The sequence below is a fragment of the Nocardiopsis ansamitocini genome, from assembly GCF_030268225.1.
Lineage (GTDB): Bacteria > Actinomycetota > Actinomycetes > Streptosporangiales > Streptosporangiaceae > Nocardiopsis_D > Nocardiopsis_D ansamitocini.
This window is the reverse complement of sequence record NZ_BSQG01000002.1, coordinates 259,551-282,003: the sequence shown is the minus strand read 5'-3', so window position 1 is coordinate 282,003 and position 22,453 is coordinate 259,551. Positions and strand designations below refer to the sequence as shown.

The following is a 22,453-nucleotide window of genomic DNA, read 5'->3' as shown; positions in this document are numbered from 1 at the left end:
AAATCCGGCGGTCGTCTGTGGGCAGGACCCGAAGGAACCGTCAGCCGCGCGGGACGGCGGACGGCTCGGATGCATTCGGGGCCTCTCCCGTGCCTGAACGGCAGTCGGGGCAAACGCCCCAGAACACCACCTCGGCCTCGTCGATCAGATAACCGTGCGACTGGGAGGGCTCCAGGCAGGGCGCCGCTCCAGCCACGCAGTCGATGTCGGTTACCCCCTTGCAGAGGCGGCAGACGAGATGGTGGTGGTTGTCGCCGACCCTGGTCTCGTACCGCGCGGGAGAACCAGCTGGTTCGATCCGGCGGACCAACCCCGTGTCCGTAAGGGCGTGCAGGCCGTCGTACACCGCTTGGGTGGACACATGCCCGACCCTGCCCCGGACTGCGTGCGCGATGTGCTCGGCGTCCAGGTGGTTGCCCGTGCGGACCGCGTCCAGGATCGCGAGCCGCGCCGCGGTCACCCGCAGCCCGGCTCCGCGAAGGGTGGCGGCGTCGTCCATGCACGTAACCCTATGCCACTAACTGGAATTGATCAAGAAAACGAACTTCTACAGTTAAGGGGTGTCGGACACCCCCACCCTGACACCTGCCGCCGCACCCTGCATGCCGCCGAGCAGAGGACACCTGATTTTCCTGCACGATGACCGACCTGTGCCATCTACTCCCGCGACAAGCCCGTCCGCGGCTAGGATCGCGCACGACCACCCCCTCCTCCCAGCGCCGCGGCACCCCTTGTCACCAGTAACGAATGGGACTCATGGGGGGCCGGACGGCAACTAACGCCTCACCCCGGACGTCCAATCTCCTAGCTGGTCGACCCATTCCTTCCAGGAGTCCTTGTGTCCCCTGCCCCCCGCCCTTTCGCCCCCTACGGCCGCCCGTTGCGCCTCGGAGCACTGCTCGTCGCAACGACCGCCCTCGCCACCGCATGTGGAGACGGCGGCGAACCGGTCCCCATCGAGACGGCGGCCGCATCGACACCAGCAGCCTCCGCGCCCCCGAGCCCATCGGAGGCCGCACGGCAGCCCTACACCGTTGCCATCGGCGGTGACGTCATGTTCGAGGGCATGCTGCGTCAGCGACTCGACGCCGACCCCGCCGGTGCGCTGGGGCCGGTCGCGGAGGTCTTCAAGGAAGCCGACGTGAGCATGGTCAACCTGGAGACGGCGGTCACCGACGGCGGCACCCAGGCCCCAGGGAAGGAATTCGCCTTCCGCGCGCCGGACACCGTTTTCACCGCGCTGCAGGAGGCCGGGGTGAACGTGGCCACCCTGGCCAACAACCACGGCATGGACTTCGGTCCGGATGGTCTCGCCGACACCCTGAACAACGCCGAGGCTGCGGGATTCCCCCTGGTAGGAGCGGGCCTCGACGCCGACGGGGCGTACTCTCCCGAGATCTTCGAGGTCAACGGCAACACGCTGGCGGTCATCGGCGCCACCGATGTCCTCGACGACCACCTGATGACGGAGTGGACGGCCGGTGCGGGCAAGCCCGGCCTGGCCAGCACCAAGGGCGAGATGCTGCCGCGCGCGATCCAGGCGGTCCAGGACGCCAAGGCCGAGGCCGACGCCGTCATCGTCTTCCTGCACTGGGGACGCGAGGGCGATCACTGCCCGTTGCCGCACGCCCCCGACCTCGCACGGCAACTCATCGGTGCGGGCGCGACCGCTGTTGTCGGTGGGCATGCCCACGTGGTGAGCCCCGGCGGATATATGGGCGACTCCTACGTGCACTACGGGCTGGGCAACTTCGTCTTCTACAACTTCGACGGCCCCACCGCCGAGACCGGTGTACTCCGACTGACCTTGGAGGGCGACCGGATCATCGAGGACGAGTGGCTTCCCGGCCAGATCGAGGGCGGCGTCCCGATCCTGAGCGACGGACCGGCCGCCGAGCGCGGGCTGGCGTCCTTCGAGGGATACCGGGACCAGTGCGGAGATGCCGGCGTGGCAGCCCAGAGCGAGACCGCTCCGGCCCCCTGAGTCGTTGTCCGGTGTCGTCGCGCGGAGTTTCCGCGCGACGACACCGCCCGATCAGGCCGGCTGGGAGTCGGCCAGTACGGCGTCGATCTCGGCGGAGAGCGCCCTCTTGTCCGCCGGTTCCAAGAACGCGGCCGCGACGCCGTTGCGCGCCAGTCGGGCCAGGTCCGCGCCGTCCAGGCCGAGGATGTGCGCGGTGCGGTACTCGTTGACCAGGTCGGTACCGAACATGGGCGGGTCGTCGCTGTTGAGGGTGACCAGCAGGCCCGCGTCGAGCATGCGCGGCAACGGGTGCTCCTCGATCGAGGCGATGGCCCGGGTCCGCAGGTTGGAGGTCGGTGAGACGTCCACCGGGATCTGGTGCCGGCTCAGGTGCTCCACCAGCCGGGGGTCCTGCATGCTGTCGATACCGTGCCCGATGCGCTCGGCGCCCAGGGTCGTGAGCGCCTCCCACACCCGCTCGGGCCCGCCGTTCTCGCCGGCGTGCGGAATGCTGTGCAGTCCTGCTGCGCGGGCGCGTGCATAGATCCCCTTGAACGGGGTCCGACCCACCTCGATCCCCCCGACGCCGAAGCCCACAACGCTGGGCGGGCCGTCTGCGAGAACCGCGTCCAGGGTCTGCTCCCCCGCCTCTACGCCGAAGTCGCCGGGGAAGTCGGGGATCCAGCGCAACCGGATGCCGTGCTCGCGCTCGGCATCGCGGCGGCCGTGCTCGATCCCGGCGAAGACCACGGAGGCGGGGACTCCGCGGACCAGGTGGTTGTACAGGCTGACGTGCAACTCGGCGTAGCGGACGTTCTGGGCGGCCAGGCGCGCGGCGACGTCACGGGTCAGCAGCGCGAAGTCGGCTTCCTCCCGCAGCACCTGCACCGAGGCGATGTAGACGTCGATGAAGTGCGGGAAGTCACGGAATTCGTAGTAGTCCCCGACCTCCTTCAACGATCGGGGCAGCCCGGGGACGTCGTACTTGCGGACCAGTTCCAGAAAGGTGGCCGGCTGCATCGAACCTTCCAAGTGAACGTGAAGTTCGACCTTGGGAAGGTCCTGGATGAGCGCCTCGACTGCGGGGGCGACGGTTTCTGCGCTTTTCATCTGGCGACGGTACTGAATCCCGCTGTCGCTTTCCAAGCCGACCGTCATCTTATTGACGACAGATTGTCAGAAATACGATGCTAGCGAAGACCGAACCTCTCCTTGCACGCGTCGAGGGCGTCGATGCAGGTCCGCCCCCTTCGGTGGTGCTCCCAGTCCGAACGCTCCAGTACCAGGCGATGCCCGTTGACCATGCGTCCTTGAACGCCGATACGGAAGCCGCCATCACCGCGGTAACCGAGCCTGCGCGACACGGCCATCGAACGCTCGTTGTCGGAGAAGACCGATGTGCGCGCCACCTGCGCGCCGAGCCCGGCGAACGCCAACTCCAGGACCGCCGCACGCATCTCGGTACCGATCCCGCGCCCCTGGTGCGCCCTGCCCAACCAGGATCCCGTTTTGACCTCGCGGGTCACCGCGAAGTCCCTGGCACCGACCTCCTGGACACCGACCACCCGGCCGGCCTCGAAAACAGCCAGCTGGAGCGACCACGCCGCAGGGGTCCACTCCGCGAGTTTCAGCCAGTGGTACTGCATGACGCTTCGGGCCCGCTGCTGGGGCAAAGCGTCGGTCCAGGGGACCTGGAAAGGCATCTGCTCGGGATCGTGAACGCCCTCGGCAGCGACCTGGGCCAATTCGTCCAGCTCGGCAAGGGTCGGCAGACGCAGTTCGAGGCGTTCGGTGCGGAGGGTGAGCGCGAACAGAGGCCAGTGCCGTGCGGTCATAACCGTGATGATGCCCAAACGGACTCGGCAGGGCCACCGGTTTTTGCCTCACCCACGAGCACGGGCGATCGCGTCGCGGTACCAGAAGAACGACTCCTTGGGTGTGCGGGCCTGCGTCGCGAAGTCGACGTGCACCAGGCCGAACCGCTGCGTGTACCCCTGGGCCCACTCGAAATTGTCCAACAGGGACCAGGCGTAGTAGCCGCGCACGTCGACCCCGTCGGCGATCGCCTCGGCAAGGGCGCGCAGGTGCCCGTCGAGGTAGGCGACCCGATCGGGATCGGCCACCACCCCATTGGCGTCGGGCTCACCCGGGTAGGAGCAGCCGTTCTCGGTGATGTGCACCGGCGGCAGGGCGGGCCCGTACCGATCACGCAGGCTCGTGAGCAGCGCGTGCAGGCCATCGGGGACGACCGGCCAGCCGAACCCGGTCAAGGGCGTTTCGGGGAAGAGCTCGGTGTAGTCGGGCAGCGCGAAGGGCAGGGCGTCACCGGGAGCGGGGGCAGCGGCCAACGTCGGGTTGTAGTAGTTGACGCCGAGTGCGTCCACCGAGCCGCGCAGTGCCGCGAGGTCGCCGTCACGGATGACCCGGTCCAGCGGGGTTCGCCCCGTCTCCGGATCGGCGTATGCGCTGAGGTCGGGGTACTCCCCCAAGAGCAGCGGATCGAGGAAGAGCCGATTGTGCAGCGTGTCGTAGGCGGCGGCAGCGGCAACGGTGTCAGGTGCGTCGTCCACCGGCGAAACGGGAGTGCAGTTGTTGGTGAGCAGGACCTCGTGCCCTGCGGCACGCAGCACCTCGGAGGCACGCGCGTGCGCGAGCAGTTGGTGATGCGCGACAGGAAGTGCGTCCAGCATCAGCGCCTGCCCCGGTGCGTGGACTCCGAACGCATAGCCGAACGCCATGTGGACGAAGGGCTCGTTCAGGGTGATCCAGCGCGGTACACGATCGCCGAACCGATCGACCACCAGGCGGGCGTAATCGCCGAACCGCTCGGCGGTGTCCCTGGACAACCACCCCCCGGCGTCCGAGAGGGCCTGGGGCAGGTCCCAGTGGTAGAGGGTGGGCACGGGCTGAATTCCGGCCGCACACAAGGCATCAATCAGACGATCATAAAAATCGAGCCCTACCGTGTTTACCCGACCGTAACCGAGCGGAAGAACTCGTGGCCATGCGATTGAGAAGCGATAGGCGGAAAGTCCCAGTTCTACCATCATCGCTACATCTTCGGGGAAACGATGATAGTGATCGCATGCGACCTGGCCCGAGCTTCCGTCGAGGATACGGCCGGGAAGTCGACAGAAGGAATCCCATATGGATGCGCCGCGCTCCTGCGTAGCTCCCTCCACCTGGAAAGACGCGGTGGCAACACCCCATTGGAACCCCGGGGGGAAACTCGGGCTGCCCTGATCCGGGTATTCGACTGAGAGGGACACCGCGGTTCTCCTCAAGGCTCGATCGGCCAGCGCCCGGACCGGAAGTGGCCAAAACCAAGAGCGCCGACCGGCTCGGGCTCAAAACCGGAATAGTACGGGAACCATTTGAATTCGGAAAGGCATCATAGAGACGTGACGACTTCTTCCCGAACCTCCGAGTCCACCGCCCCAGAACAGCGCGACGGGTCCGAGTCGGACCGGCACTCCGTCGGCGGCGCGGAGTCGGCGCGCAAGAACCAGGGCCTTTTGTCCGAGCAGACCGTCGCCCAGGGGCCGCTGCGGCGACTTCCCGCCCAGCAGCGGAGCATGGCGCGGGTGCAACGGATGTTGGACGCGTGCGCCCAACTGCTCGACGAAGGCGGGTACTCGGAGCTTTCCACGACCCGTATCGCCGAACGCGCCGGTGTGGCCATCGGTTCGGTGTACCAATTCTTTCCGGACAAGAAAGCCATCACCCAGGCATTGGGGCTTCGCTACCTTGACCTCTTCAGCCTGCGAGTGACCCGCCGGCTTTCCGAGGAGACCTTCGCGCATTGGACAGAAGCAGTCGACGCGATGATCGACGAGTACATCGACATGCACCGCAACGAACCCGGCTTTCGCAGTCTGCATTTCGGCGACGTCGTGGACGTCCGGTTGCTCGACGCCGACAGTGAGAACAACCGGGTGATCGCGGTGCGTTTGCGCGACCTGTTGATCTCGATCGCCGGAGTGTCCGAGAGCGAAACCCTGGACCGTGCTGTCATCGTGGCGGTGGAGGCGGCCGACGCCGTACTGAAGTTGGCGTTCCACAAGGATCCGGACGGTGATCCGCACTACATCTCGGAGAGCAAAATCCTCGTGCGCGGCTACCTCGGACAGCTATTTGGCCCTAAAAGCTCATAAAACCAACTAAGGGTGCGAACTAGGACACAACACCGAAGGGCGATACAGTGTTTTGCGTTCGGGGCCCCGTCAACCGGCATCGTCGGACCCACCGCTGATGAATCGCGGTGCGCGACCGATCCGGGGCGACCGGTGAGCGAACCGCCATGGGGGAATGGCGTCGCACTCCGCGCAGTCAAACGTCGCCGTCGCGGCGGCGCCCCGCCGAAAAACCACACAATCTCTCGCCCGCTACGCACAACGAGGTTCACTACGCGTGGCCGATATCCGTGCCCGGGGCTCGGCAACGCGTCTGAACAGGGGAGGAACCCTCAGTGGTAGCCGAAAGCGCACTCGCCGCGCCATTGACCGGGACCGCCGCGGGAGTCCCGTACATCGCGGTGCCGCCGCCCGACACCAGCCAGCCTGCGCCGATGGTCGTCGCGCTGCACGCCTTTGAACCACCGCGCAGTGAGATGGCACTCGCCGGCACACTGCCGATGTCCGGTCTCCAAGCATGGAAGTTCTACCTGGGGCTGCCCCTCTTCGGGCAGCGGCTCCCCGACGGGGGCGTCCCCGAGGTGAACAGACTCGGACAGACCGACTACCTGATCCAGCTGTACGGGCCGGTCGTGGAACAGGCAGCGGCCGAACTCAGTCGGGTCGTCACAGAGCTGCACCAGACCTTTCCCGTACTCGACGAGCCGCTGGGCCTCATGGGGGTGGGTGCCGGCGGGGCCGCTGCCTTTCTCGCGCTGGCAGAGAGCGGCCTGCCCATCGGCGCCATGGGTGTGGTCAACCCGATCATCGATCCCACCCAGGTGCTCGCCGCCCGGGAACGACGGCTGGGCGTCACCTACCACTGGAGCGAGAAGTCCCGCGAGATCGCCGCATGGCTGGACTTCGCGGGTCGGGCCGACGAGCTCGCCACACGCAGGCCGCAGGCTCCTCTGCTCATCATCACCGGCCAACACGACGAAGTGATCCGCCCCGGCCACGGCCAACTGCTGCATGACGCGCTCGCCCCGCACTACCGGGCACGGACGCTGCGCCACATCGTGGTCCCCGACCTGGCTCACACCATGGGCCCCGAGCCGGGGCTGGAACCGGGACCACCCGCGCCTGGAAACGTCCTGGCCGACCGAGCCCTGACCGAATGGTTCCAACTCCACCTCACGGCCGATGCCCAGCCCGCCTTTCGGCTGGGATGAGTATTCGGGCGGCGGGACGTCCCACCGCCGCCCGGTCGGGCTCAGCCCATCCGCTCGGCGAGCTTCCGGGCGGCGATCTGCACGGGGTCCCACACCGGCGAGAACGGCGGAGCGTAGGAGAGATCCATTCCCGCCAGCGCGTGCACCGTCATCTCGTTCCACAGTGCGACGGCCAACACGTCGATCCGTTTCCCGGCACCTGCTCCGCCGACGATCTGGGCCCCCAGCAGCCGACCGCTGCCGCGTTCGGCGAGCAGTTTGACCGTGACCGCTTCGGCTCCCGGGTAGTAGCCGGCGCGCAGCGTCGACTCCTTGACGACCGTCTCGACGACGAACCCCGCCGTGGCCGCCTCCGTCTCGTTGAGGCCGGTACGCGCCACCTCAAGCCCGCACAGCTTGGTGATGGCGGTTCCCAGCACCCCTTCGAAGGCGGCGTAACCGCCGGCGATTCCGGTGCCGGCCACCCGCCCCTGCTTGTTGGCGTGCGTGCCCAGAGGAACGGACACGGGAGCCCGGGAGACCCGGTGGAAGGTCTCCACACAGTCTCCCGCCGCCCACACCCCTTGCGCCGAGGTACGCATCCTTCGGTCCACGACGATGCCCCCCGTGGGACCGATCTCCAGTCCTGCCGCACGGGCGAGATCGCTGTTGGGCCGCACCCCAAGGGCCATGACGACGACGTCGGCCTCGTACGCGGCGTCTTGTGCCAGGACTCTGCGGACCACACCGTCCTCGGTCTCGAACCCGGTGACCCGCGTGTGGGGCTGGAAGGAGGCCCCCATGGCCTGCATGGCCTCGCGCACCAACGCACCCATGTCCGCGTCCAGGGTGCCCATCGGCTCCGCCCCACCGTCCACCACGGTGACCTCGATGCCGCGTTCCAGGAACGCTTCGGCCATCTCCAGACCGACGTAGCCTCCGCCGACCACGACGGCGCGACTGGGGGCCCGACCGTCCAGATAGGCGTTGAGCGCGATGCCGTCGGGCAGCGTGCGCAACCCGAAGACGCCTTCGGCGTCGGCCCCCGGCAGGTGCGGACGGCGCGGCGCGGCGCCGGTGGCGATCAGCAGGTGGTCGTAGGGCTCTTCGGCGACCGTCCCGCTCGCGTCGACCGTGCGGACCAGCCGCTCTGCCACGTCGATCGATGTGGCCTCGGTCTCGGTTCGCACCCCGATCGCGAAGTCACGGCGGAATTCCTCGGGGGTGCGGGCGACCAACTCCTCCGGACTGGATACGGTTTTCCCCACCAGGTAGGGAATTCCACACGCCGAGTAGGAGGTGTAGGTCCCACGTTCAAGCGCGAGGATCTCCAGCTCTTCCGGTCCCAGCGCGCGTCGCGCCTGGGACGCAGCGCTCATGCCGCTGGCGTCGCCTCCGATGACGACCAACCGCGGTCTGTCGTTAACCCGTCGCTCCATGCAGCCTCTCCCAATGGACGCCTACCGGTCGCAATACCGGCGTTGCATGGAATCCTGCCCCCGACGGGAGGGGTATCCCTCCTGGTGCCGACCAACGTGATGAATAATCACACGTGTCCCCCGCCTTTGACGGTTCCACGCCCGGGTGCGTGGCCGTCGCGCCGAAAGCGGGCGCCTTCCGCCGGCGGGGTCCACGCGTGACCAGTTTTCTAGGAGGGCGACTTACGTGACTGAGCCGGCACCGGTGTTCACCAGCGGAGTTGATCACGAACGACTCACGGCCCAGCTGCGGTTCGTCTTGGAAGTCGACAAGCTCAAGCGGATCTTGCGTCGTAACCTGCTGATCGACGGCTCGCGCCGGGAGAACGACGCCGAGCACTCCTGGCACCTGGCGGTAAGTGCCCGGGTGTTCGCCGAGTACGCACCCGCGGGCACCAATATCGAACACGTGGTGGAGATGCTGCTGCTCCACGACATCGTCGAGATCGACGCCGGCGACACCTTCGTCTACGACACCGGGGCATCCGGGTCGCAGATGGAACGGGAATGTCTGGCCGCGGACCGCATCTTCGCGCTGCTGCCATCGGACCAGGCGGTGCACGCCAGGGCGCTCTGGGACGAGTTCGAAGCCCGGGAGACGGCAGAGGCCCGGTTCGCCAAGGCCGTCGACCGGCTCGCCCCGATGCTCGCCAACTGGCACACCGACGGCGGCACCTGGGTGCAGTTCGGTGTCTCCAAGGACCAGGTCCTGGAAAAGGTGAAGATCATCTCCGAGGGCTCGGAGGCGTTGGGAGCTTACGCGGTGGCGCTGATCGACGACGCCGAGCGGCGCGGTTACCTCGGACGGAGCTGAACCGTCCCTGCGGGTGGTGGCGCTCAGGTGAGCAGCAGTTGCACGGCAGCGGTGAGTCCGATGACCACGACCAGGATGCGCAGCGCAAGCGGTTTGAGTTTGCGGCCAAAACGCGCACCCAGGTAGCCACCGACCACTGATCCAGCGGCAATGAGCGCCACCACCAGCCAGTTCGGCTGGGCGAAGACGATGTAGAAAACGGCTGCGGTGGTGTTCACGATGGACGCCAGCGCGTTCTTGAGGGCGTTGACGCGTTGAAGGTCCTCGTCGAGGGAGCTTCCCAACAGGCCGATCAGGATGATGCCCTGCGCCGCGGCGAAGTAGCCGCCGTACACGCCGGCGCCGTAGACCCCGAACGGCAGTAGTGGGCCGCCGTTGGGGCGGGCGGGTCGGCGTGTACGCATCCAGGCGTTGATCCGGGGCTGGAACACGATCAGCACACAGGCAAGCAGGATGAGGCCGGGAACGACGATCGTGAAGACCGATTCGGGGAGGTTGAGCAGCAGGATTCCGCCGGTGATCGCGCCCAGGAGGGACATCGCGCCGAAACGCAGCAACCGGGTCCGTTGCCCGGCCATTTCCTTGCGGTAGCCCCATGCACCGGTCAAGGAACCGGGAGCCAGGCCGATGCTGTTGGACAGGCTCGCGGTCACCGGCGGAATACCGATGGCCAGGAGGACAGGGAAGGTGAACAGCGTCCCGGAGCCCACCACCGCGTTGATGGCCCCTGCTCCGACGCCCGCCGCCAGAACGGCGAGTACCTCCCACACACTCATCCCGCACTCTTTTCGTCCGCTGTCGGGCACGTGCGCCCAAAAATTGCATACAGTCTACAAAGTTGACCGGGAGACGTCTGAGCGGGGACGCGAAAGACCCGGCCCCGCGCGTGGCGGGACCGGGTCGGCGTCGTGGGATCAGGCTGTCGGGGCACCCGGACGCGGCCGGGGGGCACCGTCCTTGACCGCGTCGGCGATGTCCTCCATCTGCTGGTGGAAAGGCCAGAAGGTGGACCCCGCACCCATCTCGGAGGGAACGATCCACAGCTTGTTGGAGTCGCCCTTGGCGATCTCGGGAAGCTTCTGCAAGTACTGGTAGGCCAGCAGGTCCTTGCTCAACTCACCCGAGTGCAGCGCCTTGAAGACCATCGCGATCGCGTCCGCCTCACCACGAGCGCGCAGCGTCATCGCCTCGGCCTCGGCCTTGGCTCGCACCGTCTCCGCTTCGGCGAAACCCCTGGCCTTGAGCACGGCCGAGAGCTGCTCGCCTTCGGCGCGCAGCACCGCGGCCTCCTTCTCGCCCTGGGCCTGCAACACCTGTGCGCGCTTGTCGCGGTCGGCGCGCATCTGCTTCTCCATCGCCTCCTGGATGGACTCCGAGGGGTCGATGGCCTTCAGTTCGACCCTGCTCACCTTGATGCCCCACTCGGCCGTAGCCTCGTCGAGCACGGTGCGCAGCTCCCGGTTGATCTCGTCACGGGAGGTCAGCGTCTGCTCCAGGTCCATACCGCCGATGACGTTGCGCAGCGTGGCGGAGGCGAGCTGTTCCACAGCGGTGATGAAGCTCGCCACCTTGTAGGTGGCGTCGTAGACGTTGGTCACCCGGAAGTAGACGACCGTTTCCACGTTCACCGCAAGGTTGTCCTGGGTGATCGCGGACTGGGGCGGAAAGCTGACCACCTGGTCGCGCATATCGACGCGTTCGCGGATGTGGTCCACGAACGGGATGACGATGTTGAATCCGGATTTGAGGGTGCGGTGGAAGCGGCCGAAGCGCTCGACAACGTCCTGTTCTGCCTGCGGAACAATGCGGATACTACGGATTCCGATGACGACCAGGATCGCCACGAAGATCAGGACGATGATTACGACGGTCAGCATTCGGGGCGGCCCCTGCTCCTTCAGGTCGGCTGGCGGGACGGCCCCACCAGGAAGTCACGCGGTCCGGACATCCGTTGCACACGGCGTCCGCAGGGTGATCATAAAACCCCGCGGATAATGGCGTTAGCGGGGTTAAGCATGAGCTTGCGATAAACGCCGCACTCGCGACCGGAACCGGACAATGAACCAGATTCTGGCTGGCCAGATCGTGAAATAACCCTCTGCCGAATCCAATCCCGCGCATTCCATCCACTCCAGGCATCCCTCCCGAGGCTGCCCTCGCGGTCCCGTGCCGGATCAGACAGCGCGGGCCGACCACCGCTCGCCGTGCCGCTCCACCTTGAGGTCCAGACCGAAAGTCGCACCGAGGTTGTCAGCTGTCATCACCGACTCCAGCGGCCCCGCATCCACGACCCTTCCTTCCCTGAGCAGCAGTCCATGGGTGAAACCGGGTGGGATCTCCTCGACGTGGTGGGTGACCAGGACGAGTGCGGGCGCGTCGATGTCTGCGGCCAGCCCTCCCAGCCTGCGCACCAGGTCCTCCCGGCCTCCGAGGTCGAGTCCCGCGGCCGGCTCGTCCAGCAGCAGGAGTTCTGGATCGGCCATCATCGAGCGCGCGATCAGGACCCGTTTGCGCTCCCCCTCCGAGAGAGTCCCGAACTCGCGATCGACCAACCGCACAGCGCCCCAACGGGCCAGCAGCGCCCGGGCCCGGGAATGGTCGGGAGCACCGTACTCCTCGTCTCCGCTCCCCAGATAGCCGTAAGCGGCGCTGACCACCAGATCGCTGACCGACTGATCGTCGAAGACCTGGCCGGCGACCGCGGAACTGGCGAACCCGATCAACGGGCGCAACTCGAACACGTCGGTCCTTCCCAGGCGCTCGCCCAGGACGTCCACCGTTCCCGTGGTCGGATGCAGTTGCGTCGCGGCCACCCGCAGCAGGGTGGTCTTTCCCGCGCCGTTGGCACCGATGACCACCCAGCGCTCGTCCTCTTCAACCGTCCAGTCCACGTCCGCAAGCAGCTCGGCCTGACCACGGCGTACCCCGACGCCGCCCATACGCAGCACGTGCCCGTTCATCGCTCTCCTTTGTCGCACCCGGAGTTGCGAACATATCTGGAACGCGGGTTTTGGTCCGACTCGGGTTTTACAGTGAGGTGTGATGCTGCAAGAACTGTCCTCCGCCCCTCTGGTCGCCTGGGGCAACGCCTGGCTTGCCGGCCGGGTGGGCCTGGACGACGCCATTGACGCGGTGGAACGCCGTACCGGCCCGCACGTGATCGGTACCGGCGGCGACGCCAGACTGCCTTTCGAGCCGGGCGCTCCTCTGCGCACGGCACTGGCCCGACTGCGCGGCCTGGGGTTGAGCTCCTTCCGCCTGAGCCTGCCGGTCCCGGGAGACCCACTCGGCCTCGTGGGCAGCGCCGAGCTCAACTCCGCCGCCATCGAGGCGCGCGAGGCCGTACTGATCCGCCTGGCCGACCACCAGATCGGCCTGGTCCCCGAACCCGACCTGCGCGGCTCCTCCTACCGCGGAGTCTCCTGGACGCCCTACCCGGCGGCCGACACCGACCCCGAGATCGTGCACCTGGCCGAGTCCGAACACGGGCTCAACCTCGCCATCCGGGAATCGATCGCCCTGTTCGGACAAGTGGACGACGTAACCCCGTGGGGCCCCGAGGTGACCCGTGCGCTGTCGGACCTCCGGGACGCAGAACGCGCGCCCACCGAAGGACTCGCGCCCGGGCACCCGCAGCGCGCGCACCGGCTCGCCGCGCTCGCGGACCGGCTCGCCGTCGTGATCCGTCTGGCCGATGCCGACCAGGCACGCGGGCTGAGCGGCGCGCAGATGGAGTCGCGCCGCTCCGCTCTGCGGTTGCTGGACCGGGCGGTACGCCGGGCCCGGGTCGCCGCCTACTGCGCGGCCCTGGAGGCACCGGAGCCCTGACCCGGGCCCGGGGCCTTCACCGGGGCCTGAACACGTCGGGCTCAGGGAGACATCAGGGTCGTGTCCCCGATCCGCGGCGAGCGTTTCGTGACCATACTCGAACACATGGCAAATACTCCGGAGCAATCGCTCTCCCCCCACCCCGGCATGATGCGCGCCTCGGACTCCGACCGCGACACCGTGGCACGCATCCTCACCGACGCCCTCGCCGACGGCCGCATCAACCAGGACGAACACGCCGAACGGCTGGAAACGCTCTACTCCGCCAAGACGCTGGGCGAGTTGGGGCCACTGACCAGCGATCTTGCCCCCCAGTCCGCGGTCCGGCCCTCCCCGACCACCTCCCCCTCCCCCGTCCTGGACTCCGAGCTGGCCGCCTCCTCCATCGGCTCCGAGAACATCACCGCGGTCTTCGGGGCCGCTGAGCGCAAAGGACGCTGGCTGGTCGAACCACGCACCAACGTGTCCGCGATGTTCGGCGGAATCGAACTGGACCTGCGCGAAGCGATCCTGGCCCAGCACGAGGTCACCATCCAGTGCGCGGTCGTCTTCGGCGGCCTGGAGATCATCGTGCCCCCGGGGGTGCGGGTCGTGAACGAGGCGTCGGCGATCTTCGGTGGAATGGACATCAAGGACAAGGACTCCGGCGGTGACGCCGGCTCCCCTGTCGTCCGGGTGACGGGTCTGCTCGTGTTCGGCGGAATCGACGTCAGGACGCAGGCTCCCGGTGCGAAGAAGTCGAAGAAGTCTTGCTGATCACCGATATCGGTGACGGCAGGGCACGAGGGACACAGAGGAGGACACCGACGGTGGAGCCCGATCACATCCGCGCCTCGGACGCCGACCGCGACCGAATCGCCGCGCGGCTCCGCGAAGCGATGGTCGAGGGGCGGATCGACCAGGTCGAGCTCGACGACCGCCTGGACCTGGTGTACCGGGCGCGAACCGTGGGCGAACTGCCTCCGATCATCGCCGACCTTCCTCTTGCCGACAGCACGCCGGAACACCCCGTCGGCATGACCGTCTCCTCCGAGGAGGCCCGACGGCTCGCCTCCCGGAGCAAGGGCAGCGAGACCATCGCAGCGCTGTTCGGAGCGGCCGAACGCAAAGGACGCTGGCTGGTCGAGCCGCACACCAGTGCCTCGGTCATGTTCGGCGGGATCGAACTGGACCTGCGCGAAGCGGTACTCACCCGGCACGAGGTCACCATCCAGTGCGCGGTCGTCTTCGGGGCACTGGACATCGTCGTGCCGCGCGGGGTACGCGTCGTCAACGAGGTGCACGCCGTCCTCGGCGGGGTCACCCTGCGCAAGGTCGAGACGGGGACCGATCCCAGCATGCCGGTCATCCGGCTCACCGGCACCTGCCTGATGGGGGCCATCGACGTCAAGGCGAAACGGCCCAAGAAGCGCTGCCGACGGGACGGAGCGGCGCCAGGGTGAACGACAGGCGGACATTGGGCGACCTGGTCCCCACCCACTGAGTGAGGCCGAGTACCTTAGAGCACGTCATGACTCTTGCGAATCCCGCCCCCGCAACGCTCCTGGTGACAGTGACCGGACGCGACCGTCCCGGTGTGAGCGCGCGGCTGCTCAGCACCCTGTCCGTCTTTCCGGTCACCCTCGTCGACCTCGAACAGGTCGTCATCGGCGGCCGACTCGTCCTCGGCGCCCTCCTCTCCGCCGACGACCGATCAGCGCCCGGTGTCCGTGCCGGTCGAATGTTCGACGAAGTCCGCGCCGCTGTGGAGAAGACCGTGGTCGACATCGGTATGGAGGTCGACTTCGCCACGGGCGGCGAGCGCGTCGGCTCCGCCAGTGGTAACACCAAGCTCGACGTCACGATCCTCGCCGACCCGTTGCGCCCGGGAGCACTCAGCGCCATCACCTCCTGCATCGCGCGTGCCGGCGCCAACATCGACCGCATCGAACGCTTGGCCGGCTACCCCGTGACCGCCCTGCTGCTGACCCTGTCGGGCGCCGACATCGAACGGCTGCGCACAGGCCTGGCGCTGGAGGCCGTCACCCAGTCGATCGACGTAGCGGTACAGCCCAGCGGACTCCACCGCAGGTCCAAGCACCTGGTGGTCATGGATGTGGACTCCACCCTGATCCAGGGCGAGGTCATCGAACTCCTGGCCGAGCACGCGGGCTGCGCCGAAGAGGTCGCCCGGGTCACCGAGGAGGCCATGCGCGGCGAACTCGACTTCGAGGAGTCGCTGCGCCGCCGCGTCGCCCTGTTGAAAGGGCTGGACGCCGGCGCTCTGGAAGAGGTGCGCGGGCAACTGGTGCTGACACCGGGTGCGCGTACCCTGGTGCGGACCCTGAAGCGGCTGGGTTACGAATGCGCCCTCGTCAGCGGCGGGTTCACCCAGCTCACCGACTCCCTTGTGGAGCGGCTGGGAATCGACTACTCGGCCGCCAACACCTTGGAGATCGTCGACGGCAAACTCACCGGCGGCCTGGTCGGACCGATCATCGACCGCAAGGGCAAGGCGATCGCGCTGGAACGCTTCGCCGCCGAGGCGGGGGTCCCGTTGAGCCAGACGGTAGCGATCGGCGACGGCGCCAACGACCTGGACATGCTCCAGTTGGCGGGCCTGGGTGTGGCGTTCAACGCCAAACCCGTGGTGCGCGCCAAGGCCGACACCTCCGTGAGTGTTCCCTACCTGGACAGCATCGTCTTCCTGCTCGGCATCTCTCGTGAGGACGTGGAGGCCGCCGACCTCGACGGCTGAGGGGGACCCAGCCGGTCAGGGACGTTCGAGGATACGGGCGCTGCCGGTGCCCGGTGCGGTGTAGAGCCAGTCCGCCTCGACGTCGACGACCGCGACCGAGGCCGGCGGGAAGTGCGGGTGGCCGCTACCGCCGCTGAAGGCTGCCACCAGTTGCGCCATGGTCGGGTTGTGTCCGATCAGCAGCAGGGTGCGCACGTCGGCGTCCACCTGGTTGACCAGTTCAAAAGCGGTGTCGGGGGCCGCCGAGTAGAGGTCGGTCTCGTAGGCCACGGTCGGGTCGGTGCTCAACCCGCGCGCCACCAACTCCCAGGTCTGTCTGGTCCGGTTGGCCGCAGAGCAGAGGACGTGGTCAGGGGCGAGTCCAGCGGATTCCAGTCGACCTCCCACAGCAGTGGCCTGGGCCCGGCCCTGGGCGGTCAGGGCCCGATCGAAGTCGGTGGTCACCGCGTTCTGCTCGGCCTGGGCATGGCGCATGATGATCAGGCGGCGGCTCACGGCGAGAACACCGTGGCCACGATCGCCAGCAGGGCGATGAACCCGAACATGGTGCCGACGATGGCGGCGAGTCCTTTGAAACCGGTCATGCGGGAAAGTCTGCCATGGTCCTGTTGAACAGTGTCGGCGGGCAGGAGCTCAACGAACGACAACGGGCAGGGAGAGTGTCGCTTCGTGCTCCCCCTGCCCGTCAACACGCCGCTACTCCTTGGTGGCCGCGTTCTCGCTCGGGCGCTCCGCTGCCCGACTCGTAACCGCACCGGGCTGCGGGGCCTGGACGGCTCCGCCCGTGCCTGCGCCGACCGGGGACGGGGCGGCGGTACCGCCGGACAGCCGCTTGGACCATACGATGGCACCGACGATGACGATCACGGCGACCGCGGTGACACCCACCCGCAGAGCGATGTTGTCCGCGTAGAGCACCACGCTGGGCGCGATGATCAGGGCGACGAGGTTCATCACCTTGAGCAGCGGGTTGATGGCCGGACCGGCGGTGTCCTTGAAGGGGTCTCCAACGGTGTCGCCGATCACGGTGGCCTCGTGGGCAAGCGACCCCTTACCGCCGTGGTGACCGTCCTCGACCAGTTTCTTGGCGTTGTCCCAGGCACCTCCGGAGTTGGACAGGAACACCGCCATGAGCGTGCCGGCGGCGATGGCGCCACCGAGGAAGGCTCCCAGCGGGGCGTAGCCCAGCGCGAAACCGACCGCGATCGGGGTGAGCACGGCGAGCAGGCCCGGGGTGATGAGCTCGCGCAGCGAGTCGCGGGTACAGATGTCCACCACCCGTCCGTACTCGGGCAGTTCCGTGCCGTTCATGATCCCTGGACGGGTACGGAACTGTTCCCGAACCTCCTGGACGACGCGCCCCGCGGCCCGGCCCACGGCCATGATCGCCAGACCGGAGAAGAGGAACACCACGGCCGCACCGATGATGACGCCCACCAGGACGTTGGGCTGGTCGATGGAGAGGCTGAAGCCGCCCTCGGGGCCGAGTTGGCCCTCGACCGCCGTACGAAACGCCCCGAACAGCGCGGTGGCGGCCAGCACGGCCGTGGCGATCGCGATGCCCTTGGTGATCGCCTTGGTGGTGTTGCCGACCGCGTCGAGGCTGGTCAGTACCTCGGCACCGGGCCCCTCGACGTCACCCGACATCTCCGCGATGCCCTGGGCGTTGTCGGAGACCGGACCGAAGGTGTCCATGGCCACGATTACGCCGACGGTGGTGAGCAGACCGGTACCTGCCAGCGCAACCGCGAACAGGCTGATGGTGATGTTTCCGGCGCCCAACAGGAAGGCCGCATAGACCGCCCCTGCGATGAGCAGCGCCGAGTAGACGGCCGACTCGAGACCGACCGAGATCCCGGACAGGATGACGGTAGCCGCGCCGGTCTCGGAGCTGTCGCCGATCTCACGCACCGGACGGCGATTGGTCTCGGTGAAGTAACCGGTGAGCAGTTGGATGGCAGCGGCCAGCACGAGGCCGATCAGTACCGCACCGATCGCGATGACGCGGGGGTCGCCGTCCAGCGCGGCAATGGTGTCGGAGACGCCGCTGAGATCGGCGAAGGTCGCGGGAAGGTAGAGGAAGGAGGTCGCGGTGACCAGGATCGCGGAGATGAGCGCCGAGATGAAGAAGCCGCGGTTGATCGCCGCCATGGCGTTCTTGTCACGGGACCGGGGCGCCACCACGAAGATGCCGATCATGGCGGTGATCACGCCGATCATCGGAACCAGCAGGGGGAAGACCAGCCCTTCCACCCCGAACGCGACCCTGCCCAGGATCAACGCGGCGACCAGGACGACCGCGTAGGACTCGAACAGGTCAGCGGCCATCCCTGCGCAGTCGCCGACGTTGTCGCCCACGTTGTCGGCGATGGTGGCGGCATTGCGGGGATCGTCCTCGGGGATGCCCTGCTCGACCTTTCCGACGAGGTCGGCGCCGACGTCGGCTGCCTTGGTGAAGATGCCGCCGCCCACACGCATGAACATCGCCAGCAGGGCCGCACCGAAGCCGAAGCCTTCCAGGACCAGGGGTGCCTCCCCCTGGTAGAGGAGCACGACGACCGCCGCTCCGAGCAGTCCCAGACCGACCGTGAACATGCCGGCGACGCCGCCGGTACGAAAGGCGATGCGCATGGCCTTGTGCTCGGCCCCCGCCCGGGCGGCCGCGGCGACCCGGACGTTTCCGCGTACCGCAAGCCACATTCCGACGAAGCCGGTCAGTGCGGAGAATCCGGCACCCACCGCAAAGAAGATCGAGCGCCCATAACGCACGGCGTCGGATTCGGCCGGTAGGAACAGCAGCAACAGGGGAATGGCGACGGCGAAAATGATCAGGGTGCGGAACTGGCGTTTGAGATAGGCGGCAGCGCCTTCCTGCACCGCCAGTGCGATGTTGCGCATTCGCTCTGTGCCCTGGTCCGCGGCAAGAACCTCACGCACCAGTGCCCCTGCGACGGCCAGCGCCAGGAGCGCCACCGCCAGGACCACGATGACCAGCGTGAAGTTCATGCCTTCCAGGACGAGCCCCGTACCGCTCTCGGCGGCTAGGTTGAGCCCGGTCAATCCGTCCTCCTCCAGACGGGCAGGGCCCCGCGCGGTCGCGCACTGCCGTCGGGTGGAGCCGGACGGTTCGCCCGAAGGCACATCTGGCGGGGTCTTGCCGGTGCACCACTTGTCGTTGAACAGTCCACCGCATCAATGTGTCGTGCGTCACGGTGTGCCGGGATTCTATGCAGCAGCACCAGAAAAAGAGAGACACCGGGATCGGTTTTCCGGGACGGGACGGAATATGTGATCATCCGGTGATCTTTTTCAACCCGATAAATGGCGACAATTATTTACATAAAGCCTATTAACTAACTTTTATCCTTATGGGTTATAAATCACTACAACAAGGATAAAGCGAACATAAAGCCCATTGAGTGGAAGACGGTGCTCCCGACCCCCTCGGTCGCGCGCACCGTCGGCAGCATCCGCCTCGCCGTCAGCTCCGCGTGAGCCGTACTCGCGGTGGATCGATTCCTTCGGTGTCCCCGGCCTCGATTCGCCGGGCGACCGCCCTCCCGTATTCGGCCACCCCCATGGCGTCCACCCCGTGCGGTGCACCGGGACCATACTCGGCCACGCGCTCGGCCCCACGGCGCAGCAACCGGACCGCGCCGGTGGTGTTGCCGCGCTGGGCGTGCGTCAACCCGACCGCGACCTGCGCCAGCCCGCGCCACAACTCCCTCTCGGCCCCATCAGCCGCCTTCCACACGGCTTCCAGTACCTCGTGGGCATGGAAGGCGTACCCCTCGTCGAGAAGGCGCTGTGCCTCGTCCAGGCCCTCCACGGGAGAGAACACGGCCTCGTCGGGTATGCGGGGCACACCGGGTTCGCCGTGGGGCAGCGGACGACCGTAGCGATCCCGGGGACGCTGGTTCTGCGCGCGTCCGTTGGGACCGCGGTCGCGGTGGTCGCTCATCAGGTATCGGGCTCCGTGTCGTCGAGCCAGCCGATGAGAACGGCGTTGAACCGCTCCGGCTGCTCCTGGTGGGGAAAATGCCCGGTCCCCTCGATCAGCCGCCACCGGTAAGAGGCGTCCACATGGCGTCCGGAGCCGCGCGCGGTCCTTGGGAGCACGAAAGGATCGAGGCCGCCGTGGACCTGCAGCGTCGGCACGGTGATCGGTCGGCGCATCCGCCTCAGATGGCGCAATCCGTCAGGACGTACCTGGGAACGGAACAGCCAGCGGTAGTACTCCAGCGCGCAATGGGCCACTCCGGGGATCCGAAATGCCTCGCGGTAGCGCAGTTCGGCTTCCTTGTCCGGCCATCCGGGCCCCGCCCAGCGGTGGAGCATCCGGGCTATCGGTTCTGCGCCGTCGGCGATCAGACGGCGCTCGGGCAGCATCGGTACTTGGAAACCCAGGAGATCGCGCCCCGCCCATCCTTGGCACAGCCGGAACATCCCGGCGCGCATCCGCGTCGGATGCGGCATCGAGAGAACGGCGAGACGACGGACCGCCTTGGGGTAGTAGGCAGCCATCGTCCAGGCGGCCATCCCGCCGATGCCGTGGCCCACGACGACGGCGTCGGCAGCCCCCAGAGCGCGGACCAGTCCGGCGGCATCGGCTGCCGCAGTGCCGAGATCGTAGCCGCGCGGGGTCTTGTCGCTCGCACCGTAGCCGCGGAGGTCCACCGCGACCGCCCGGTAACCCGCGGCCGACAGGGCGGTCAACTGCGCGCTCCACGCCCACCAGAACTGGGGGAAACCGTGCAGGAGAAGGACCAGCGGCCCGCTGCCGGCCTCGGCGATGTGGAATCTGGTTCCGGCCGCACTGACCGTGCGATGTGTCCACGGGCCATCGATCAGGACGGCCGACTCGTCGGTCATGACAGTCCCCGGGACGCGCTTACCGTGCGGTGTCGGATTCGCGGCGCAGGACGGACTTGGTGGCGGCGAAGGTCTCCCTGGAACGCGGGATGCCCTCCATCTTCTTGTACGAACGAACCCCGAAGAGGCCGAGGACGACCGCGACCAGCAGGTAGAAGCAGGTGACGATGAGGAACGCCCCCCATGCGGGGAGCCCCAGGGCGGCCAAACCGAACGCCAGGGTGACCGACGCCAGGATGACGATGAGGTGGGCGATCAGCCCCGCTGCCACGAGGAGCCCCGTGCCCTTGGCCACCCTGCGGGCGTCTGCCTGGATCTCCAGTCGAGCGAGCTCGATCTGCAGGCTCATCACCTGGCTGAAGCTTCCGGTCACCTCAGAGGCGAGGTCGCCCACCGACTTCTGGGCCGGGCCGAGGTCGACCGGCTCCTGGCCACCCGATCTGGTTTCGGACACCGGGGCGACTCCCTTCATTCGGACAAACGTCCTTGGCATCCTCGCACAGATCACCCCGGCGAGAACTCAGGCGGTACCGGGCCCCGACCGGCGTGTCGCCGCCCGGGCCGGGCAGTGGTTGCGCGCCCTGCCCTGGGGCGGGACCTGTCACCGCGTCGACGTAGGCTGCGTAGCGTGAGTGCTGTCTCAGCCGATCCGCTTCGGCGGATCGCAGAACTTCCCGGAGTCGACGAGGCCGTCCAAGAGACGCGGTCCATCGTCGACCGACTTCTCGGCCACCGTGTACTGCGTCGGCGCAGCAGCGACATCTCGATGCAGGCTGCCCTGCGCGGGGCGCACGCCTCCGCGACGCTTGCCGGTGCGGACGTCCCCATCGAGCAGGTGCGCACCGGCGAGGGGCAGGACCCCCGGGTCAGGGGCTCCCTTCGGGTATCGGGGGAGCTGGGCTCCCTCGTCGAAACCTGGCCCAAGGCCCCCCGGCAGGTACTGGCACGGCTCCATGTGCTCGCCGCGGCCGATGCCGTTCCCACCGACTCTCTCGGTCGCCCGCGCATGGACGGCGAGCCGGCCGAGGATCCGTTGGGAATCGGCGCCCCTCCCTCTGCGGCGGAGGCATCGGCCAGGCTGGACGCCCTGGGCCAGATCGTGTCGACTCGTTCGCAGACCCCCGCCCTGGTCGTCGGCGCGATCGTGCACGGCGAGCTCATGGCGTTGCGCCCCTTCGGTTGGGGGGACGGGATCATCGCGCGCTCCGCCGAGCGGATGACGCTCATCGAGCGCGGGCTGGACCCCAAATCCCTGGTCCCCACCGAACTGGGCCATCAGGAACTGGAAGCGGAGTACGGTCCGGCCTTGCACGGATACCTCTCGGGCACGGCCGAGGGCGTAGGCGGTTGGGTGGCCTATTGCGCCCGAGCCGTGGCATCCGGGGCACGCGACTCCTTGGCCGCGTGCGAGGCGCTCAAACGGGGCTGACGGGCCCCT

At 67.7% G+C, this 22,453-nt stretch carries 22 protein-coding genes; 9 read left to right on the top strand and 13 right to left on the bottom strand.

Annotation, left to right across the window (positions count from 1 at the left end; translation table 11 throughout):
• Window positions 1–40: 40 nt before the first annotated feature.
• The gene (locus QSJ59_RS07855; protein ID WP_285758266.1) at window positions 41–499 is read right to left on the bottom strand and encodes a Fur family transcriptional regulator; all 459 of its coding nucleotides are present in this window, start codon (window positions 497–499) and stop codon (window positions 41–43) included.
• Window positions 500–838: 339 nt separating this feature from the next.
• On the opposite strand from QSJ59_RS07855, the gene QSJ59_RS07850 reads away from it, so the two are divergent.
• Complete coding sequence (locus QSJ59_RS07850) at window positions 839–1,984, top strand: CapA family protein (RefSeq protein WP_285758265.1); 1,146 nt, start codon at window positions 839–841, stop codon at window positions 1,982–1,984.
• Between the two features lie 51 nt (window positions 1,985–2,035).
• Here the strand turns inward: QSJ59_RS07850 and add are convergent, their stop codons facing one another.
• From add to QSJ59_RS07835, 3 genes are all read right to left on the bottom strand, one after another.
• Window positions 2,036–3,073 (bottom strand): adenosine deaminase, encoded by a 1,038-nt coding sequence (add, locus tag QSJ59_RS07845; RefSeq protein ID WP_285758264.1) that lies wholly within the window; start codon window positions 3,071–3,073, stop codon window positions 2,036–2,038.
• Window positions 3,074–3,153: 80 nt separating this feature from the next.
• The gene (locus QSJ59_RS07840; RefSeq protein ID WP_285758263.1) at window positions 3,154–3,798 is read right to left on the bottom strand and encodes a GNAT family N-acetyltransferase; all 645 of its coding nucleotides are present in this window, start codon (window positions 3,796–3,798) and stop codon (window positions 3,154–3,156) included.
• 48 nt (window positions 3,799–3,846) lie between these two features.
• Window positions 3,847–5,232, bottom strand: a complete 1,386-nt coding sequence (locus tag QSJ59_RS07835) for a GH1 family beta-glucosidase (protein WP_285758262.1) — start codon at window positions 5,230–5,232, stop codon at window positions 3,847–3,849.
• A gap of 306 nt (window positions 5,233–5,538) precedes the next feature.
• Here QSJ59_RS07835 and QSJ59_RS07830 point away from each other — a divergent pair, with 306 nt between their 5' ends.
• The gene (locus QSJ59_RS07830; protein WP_285758759.1) at window positions 5,539–6,117 is read left to right on the top strand and encodes a TetR/AcrR family transcriptional regulator; all 579 of its coding nucleotides are present in this window, start codon (window positions 5,539–5,541) and stop codon (window positions 6,115–6,117) included.
• 314 nt (window positions 6,118–6,431) lie between these two features.
• Complete coding sequence (locus tag QSJ59_RS07825; protein ID WP_285758261.1) at window positions 6,432–7,307, top strand: prolyl oligopeptidase family serine peptidase; 876 nt, start codon at window positions 6,432–6,434, stop codon at window positions 7,305–7,307.
• A gap of 41 nt (window positions 7,308–7,348) precedes the next feature.
• Here the strand turns inward: QSJ59_RS07825 and QSJ59_RS07820 are convergent, their stop codons facing one another.
• Window positions 7,349–8,725, bottom strand: a complete 1,377-nt coding sequence (locus QSJ59_RS07820) for an FAD-dependent oxidoreductase (protein WP_285758260.1) — start codon at window positions 8,723–8,725, stop codon at window positions 7,349–7,351.
• A gap of 226 nt (window positions 8,726–8,951) precedes the next feature.
• Here QSJ59_RS07820 and QSJ59_RS07815 point away from each other — a divergent pair, with 226 nt between their 5' ends.
• Complete coding sequence (locus QSJ59_RS07815; protein ID WP_285758259.1) at window positions 8,952–9,578, top strand: HD domain-containing protein; 627 nt, start codon at window positions 8,952–8,954, stop codon at window positions 9,576–9,578.
• Between the two features lie 23 nt (window positions 9,579–9,601).
• Here QSJ59_RS07815 and QSJ59_RS07810 read toward each other — a convergent pair whose 3' ends face one another.
• The 3 genes from QSJ59_RS07810 to QSJ59_RS07800 all read right to left on the bottom strand — a co-directional run bounded on the left by QSJ59_RS07810 (window position 9,602) and on the right by QSJ59_RS07800 (window position 12,538).
• Complete coding sequence (locus QSJ59_RS07810) at window positions 9,602–10,354, bottom strand: sulfite exporter TauE/SafE family protein (RefSeq protein ID WP_285758258.1); 753 nt, start codon at window positions 10,352–10,354, stop codon at window positions 9,602–9,604.
• A 138-nt stretch (window positions 10,355–10,492) separates the two neighbouring features.
• Window positions 10,493–11,455 (bottom strand): SPFH domain-containing protein, encoded by a 963-nt coding sequence (locus QSJ59_RS07805; RefSeq protein WP_285758257.1) that lies wholly within the window; start codon window positions 11,453–11,455, stop codon window positions 10,493–10,495.
• A 297-nt stretch (window positions 11,456–11,752) separates the two neighbouring features.
• Complete coding sequence (locus tag QSJ59_RS07800; RefSeq protein ID WP_285758256.1) at window positions 11,753–12,538, bottom strand: ABC transporter ATP-binding protein; 786 nt, start codon at window positions 12,536–12,538, stop codon at window positions 11,753–11,755.
• 82 nt (window positions 12,539–12,620) lie between these two features.
• On the opposite strand from QSJ59_RS07800, the gene QSJ59_RS07795 reads away from it, so the two are divergent.
• From QSJ59_RS07795 to serB, 4 genes are all read left to right on the top strand, one after another.
• Window positions 12,621–13,406 (top strand): Rv1486c family protein, encoded by a 786-nt coding sequence (locus QSJ59_RS07795; protein ID WP_285758255.1) that lies wholly within the window; start codon window positions 12,621–12,623, stop codon window positions 13,404–13,406.
• Between the two features lie 105 nt (window positions 13,407–13,511).
• Window positions 13,512–14,162 (top strand): DUF1707 SHOCT-like domain-containing protein, encoded by a 651-nt coding sequence (locus tag QSJ59_RS07790; RefSeq protein WP_285758254.1) that lies wholly within the window; start codon window positions 13,512–13,514, stop codon window positions 14,160–14,162.
• Window positions 14,163–14,215: 53 nt separating this feature from the next.
• Complete coding sequence (locus tag QSJ59_RS07785; RefSeq protein ID WP_285758253.1) at window positions 14,216–14,848, top strand: DUF1707 SHOCT-like domain-containing protein; 633 nt, start codon at window positions 14,216–14,218, stop codon at window positions 14,846–14,848.
• Between the two features lie 68 nt (window positions 14,849–14,916).
• On the top strand, window positions 14,917–16,143 hold the full coding sequence (gene serB, locus QSJ59_RS07780; protein ID WP_285758251.1) for a phosphoserine phosphatase SerB: 1,227 nt from the start codon (window positions 14,917–14,919) through the stop codon (window positions 16,141–16,143).
• Between the two features lie 15 nt (window positions 16,144–16,158).
• Here the strand turns inward: serB and QSJ59_RS07775 are convergent, their stop codons facing one another.
• The 5 genes from QSJ59_RS07775 to QSJ59_RS07755 form a co-directional block, all read right to left on the bottom strand.
• Window positions 16,159–16,638 (bottom strand): SixA phosphatase family protein, encoded by a 480-nt coding sequence (locus QSJ59_RS07775; protein WP_285758249.1) that lies wholly within the window; start codon window positions 16,636–16,638, stop codon window positions 16,159–16,161.
• A 201-nt stretch (window positions 16,639–16,839) separates the two neighbouring features.
• Window positions 16,840–19,149 carry a sodium-translocating pyrophosphatase gene (locus QSJ59_RS07770; RefSeq protein ID WP_432707456.1) on the bottom strand — a complete coding sequence of 770 codons (2,310 nt, stop codon included), beginning with the start codon at window positions 19,147–19,149 and terminating at the stop codon, window positions 16,840–16,842.
• A gap of 475 nt (window positions 19,150–19,624) precedes the next feature.
• A complete protein-coding gene (locus QSJ59_RS07765; protein WP_285758245.1) occupies window positions 19,625–20,104 on the bottom strand; it encodes a DUF309 domain-containing protein in 480 nt (159 codons plus the stop codon).
• Window positions 20,104–21,015, bottom strand: coding sequence for an alpha/beta fold hydrolase (locus QSJ59_RS07760; RefSeq protein ID WP_285758244.1), 912 nt, complete (start codon window positions 21,013–21,015; stop codon window positions 20,104–20,106). Before QSJ59_RS07760 ends, QSJ59_RS07765 begins: the two co-directional genes overlap by 1 nt.
• Window positions 21,016–21,034: 19 nt before the next feature.
• Entirely contained in the window at window positions 21,035–21,469 is a 435-nt protein-coding gene (locus tag QSJ59_RS07755) for a phage holin family protein (protein WP_285758243.1), read from the bottom strand.
• A 174-nt stretch (window positions 21,470–21,643) separates the two neighbouring features.
• Between QSJ59_RS07755 and QSJ59_RS07750 the strand changes: the two genes are divergently transcribed.
• On the top strand, window positions 21,644–22,444 hold the full coding sequence (locus QSJ59_RS07750) for a Fic family protein (RefSeq protein ID WP_432707445.1): 801 nt from the start codon (window positions 21,644–21,646) through the stop codon (window positions 22,442–22,444).
• Window positions 22,445–22,453 lie beyond the last annotated feature (9 nt).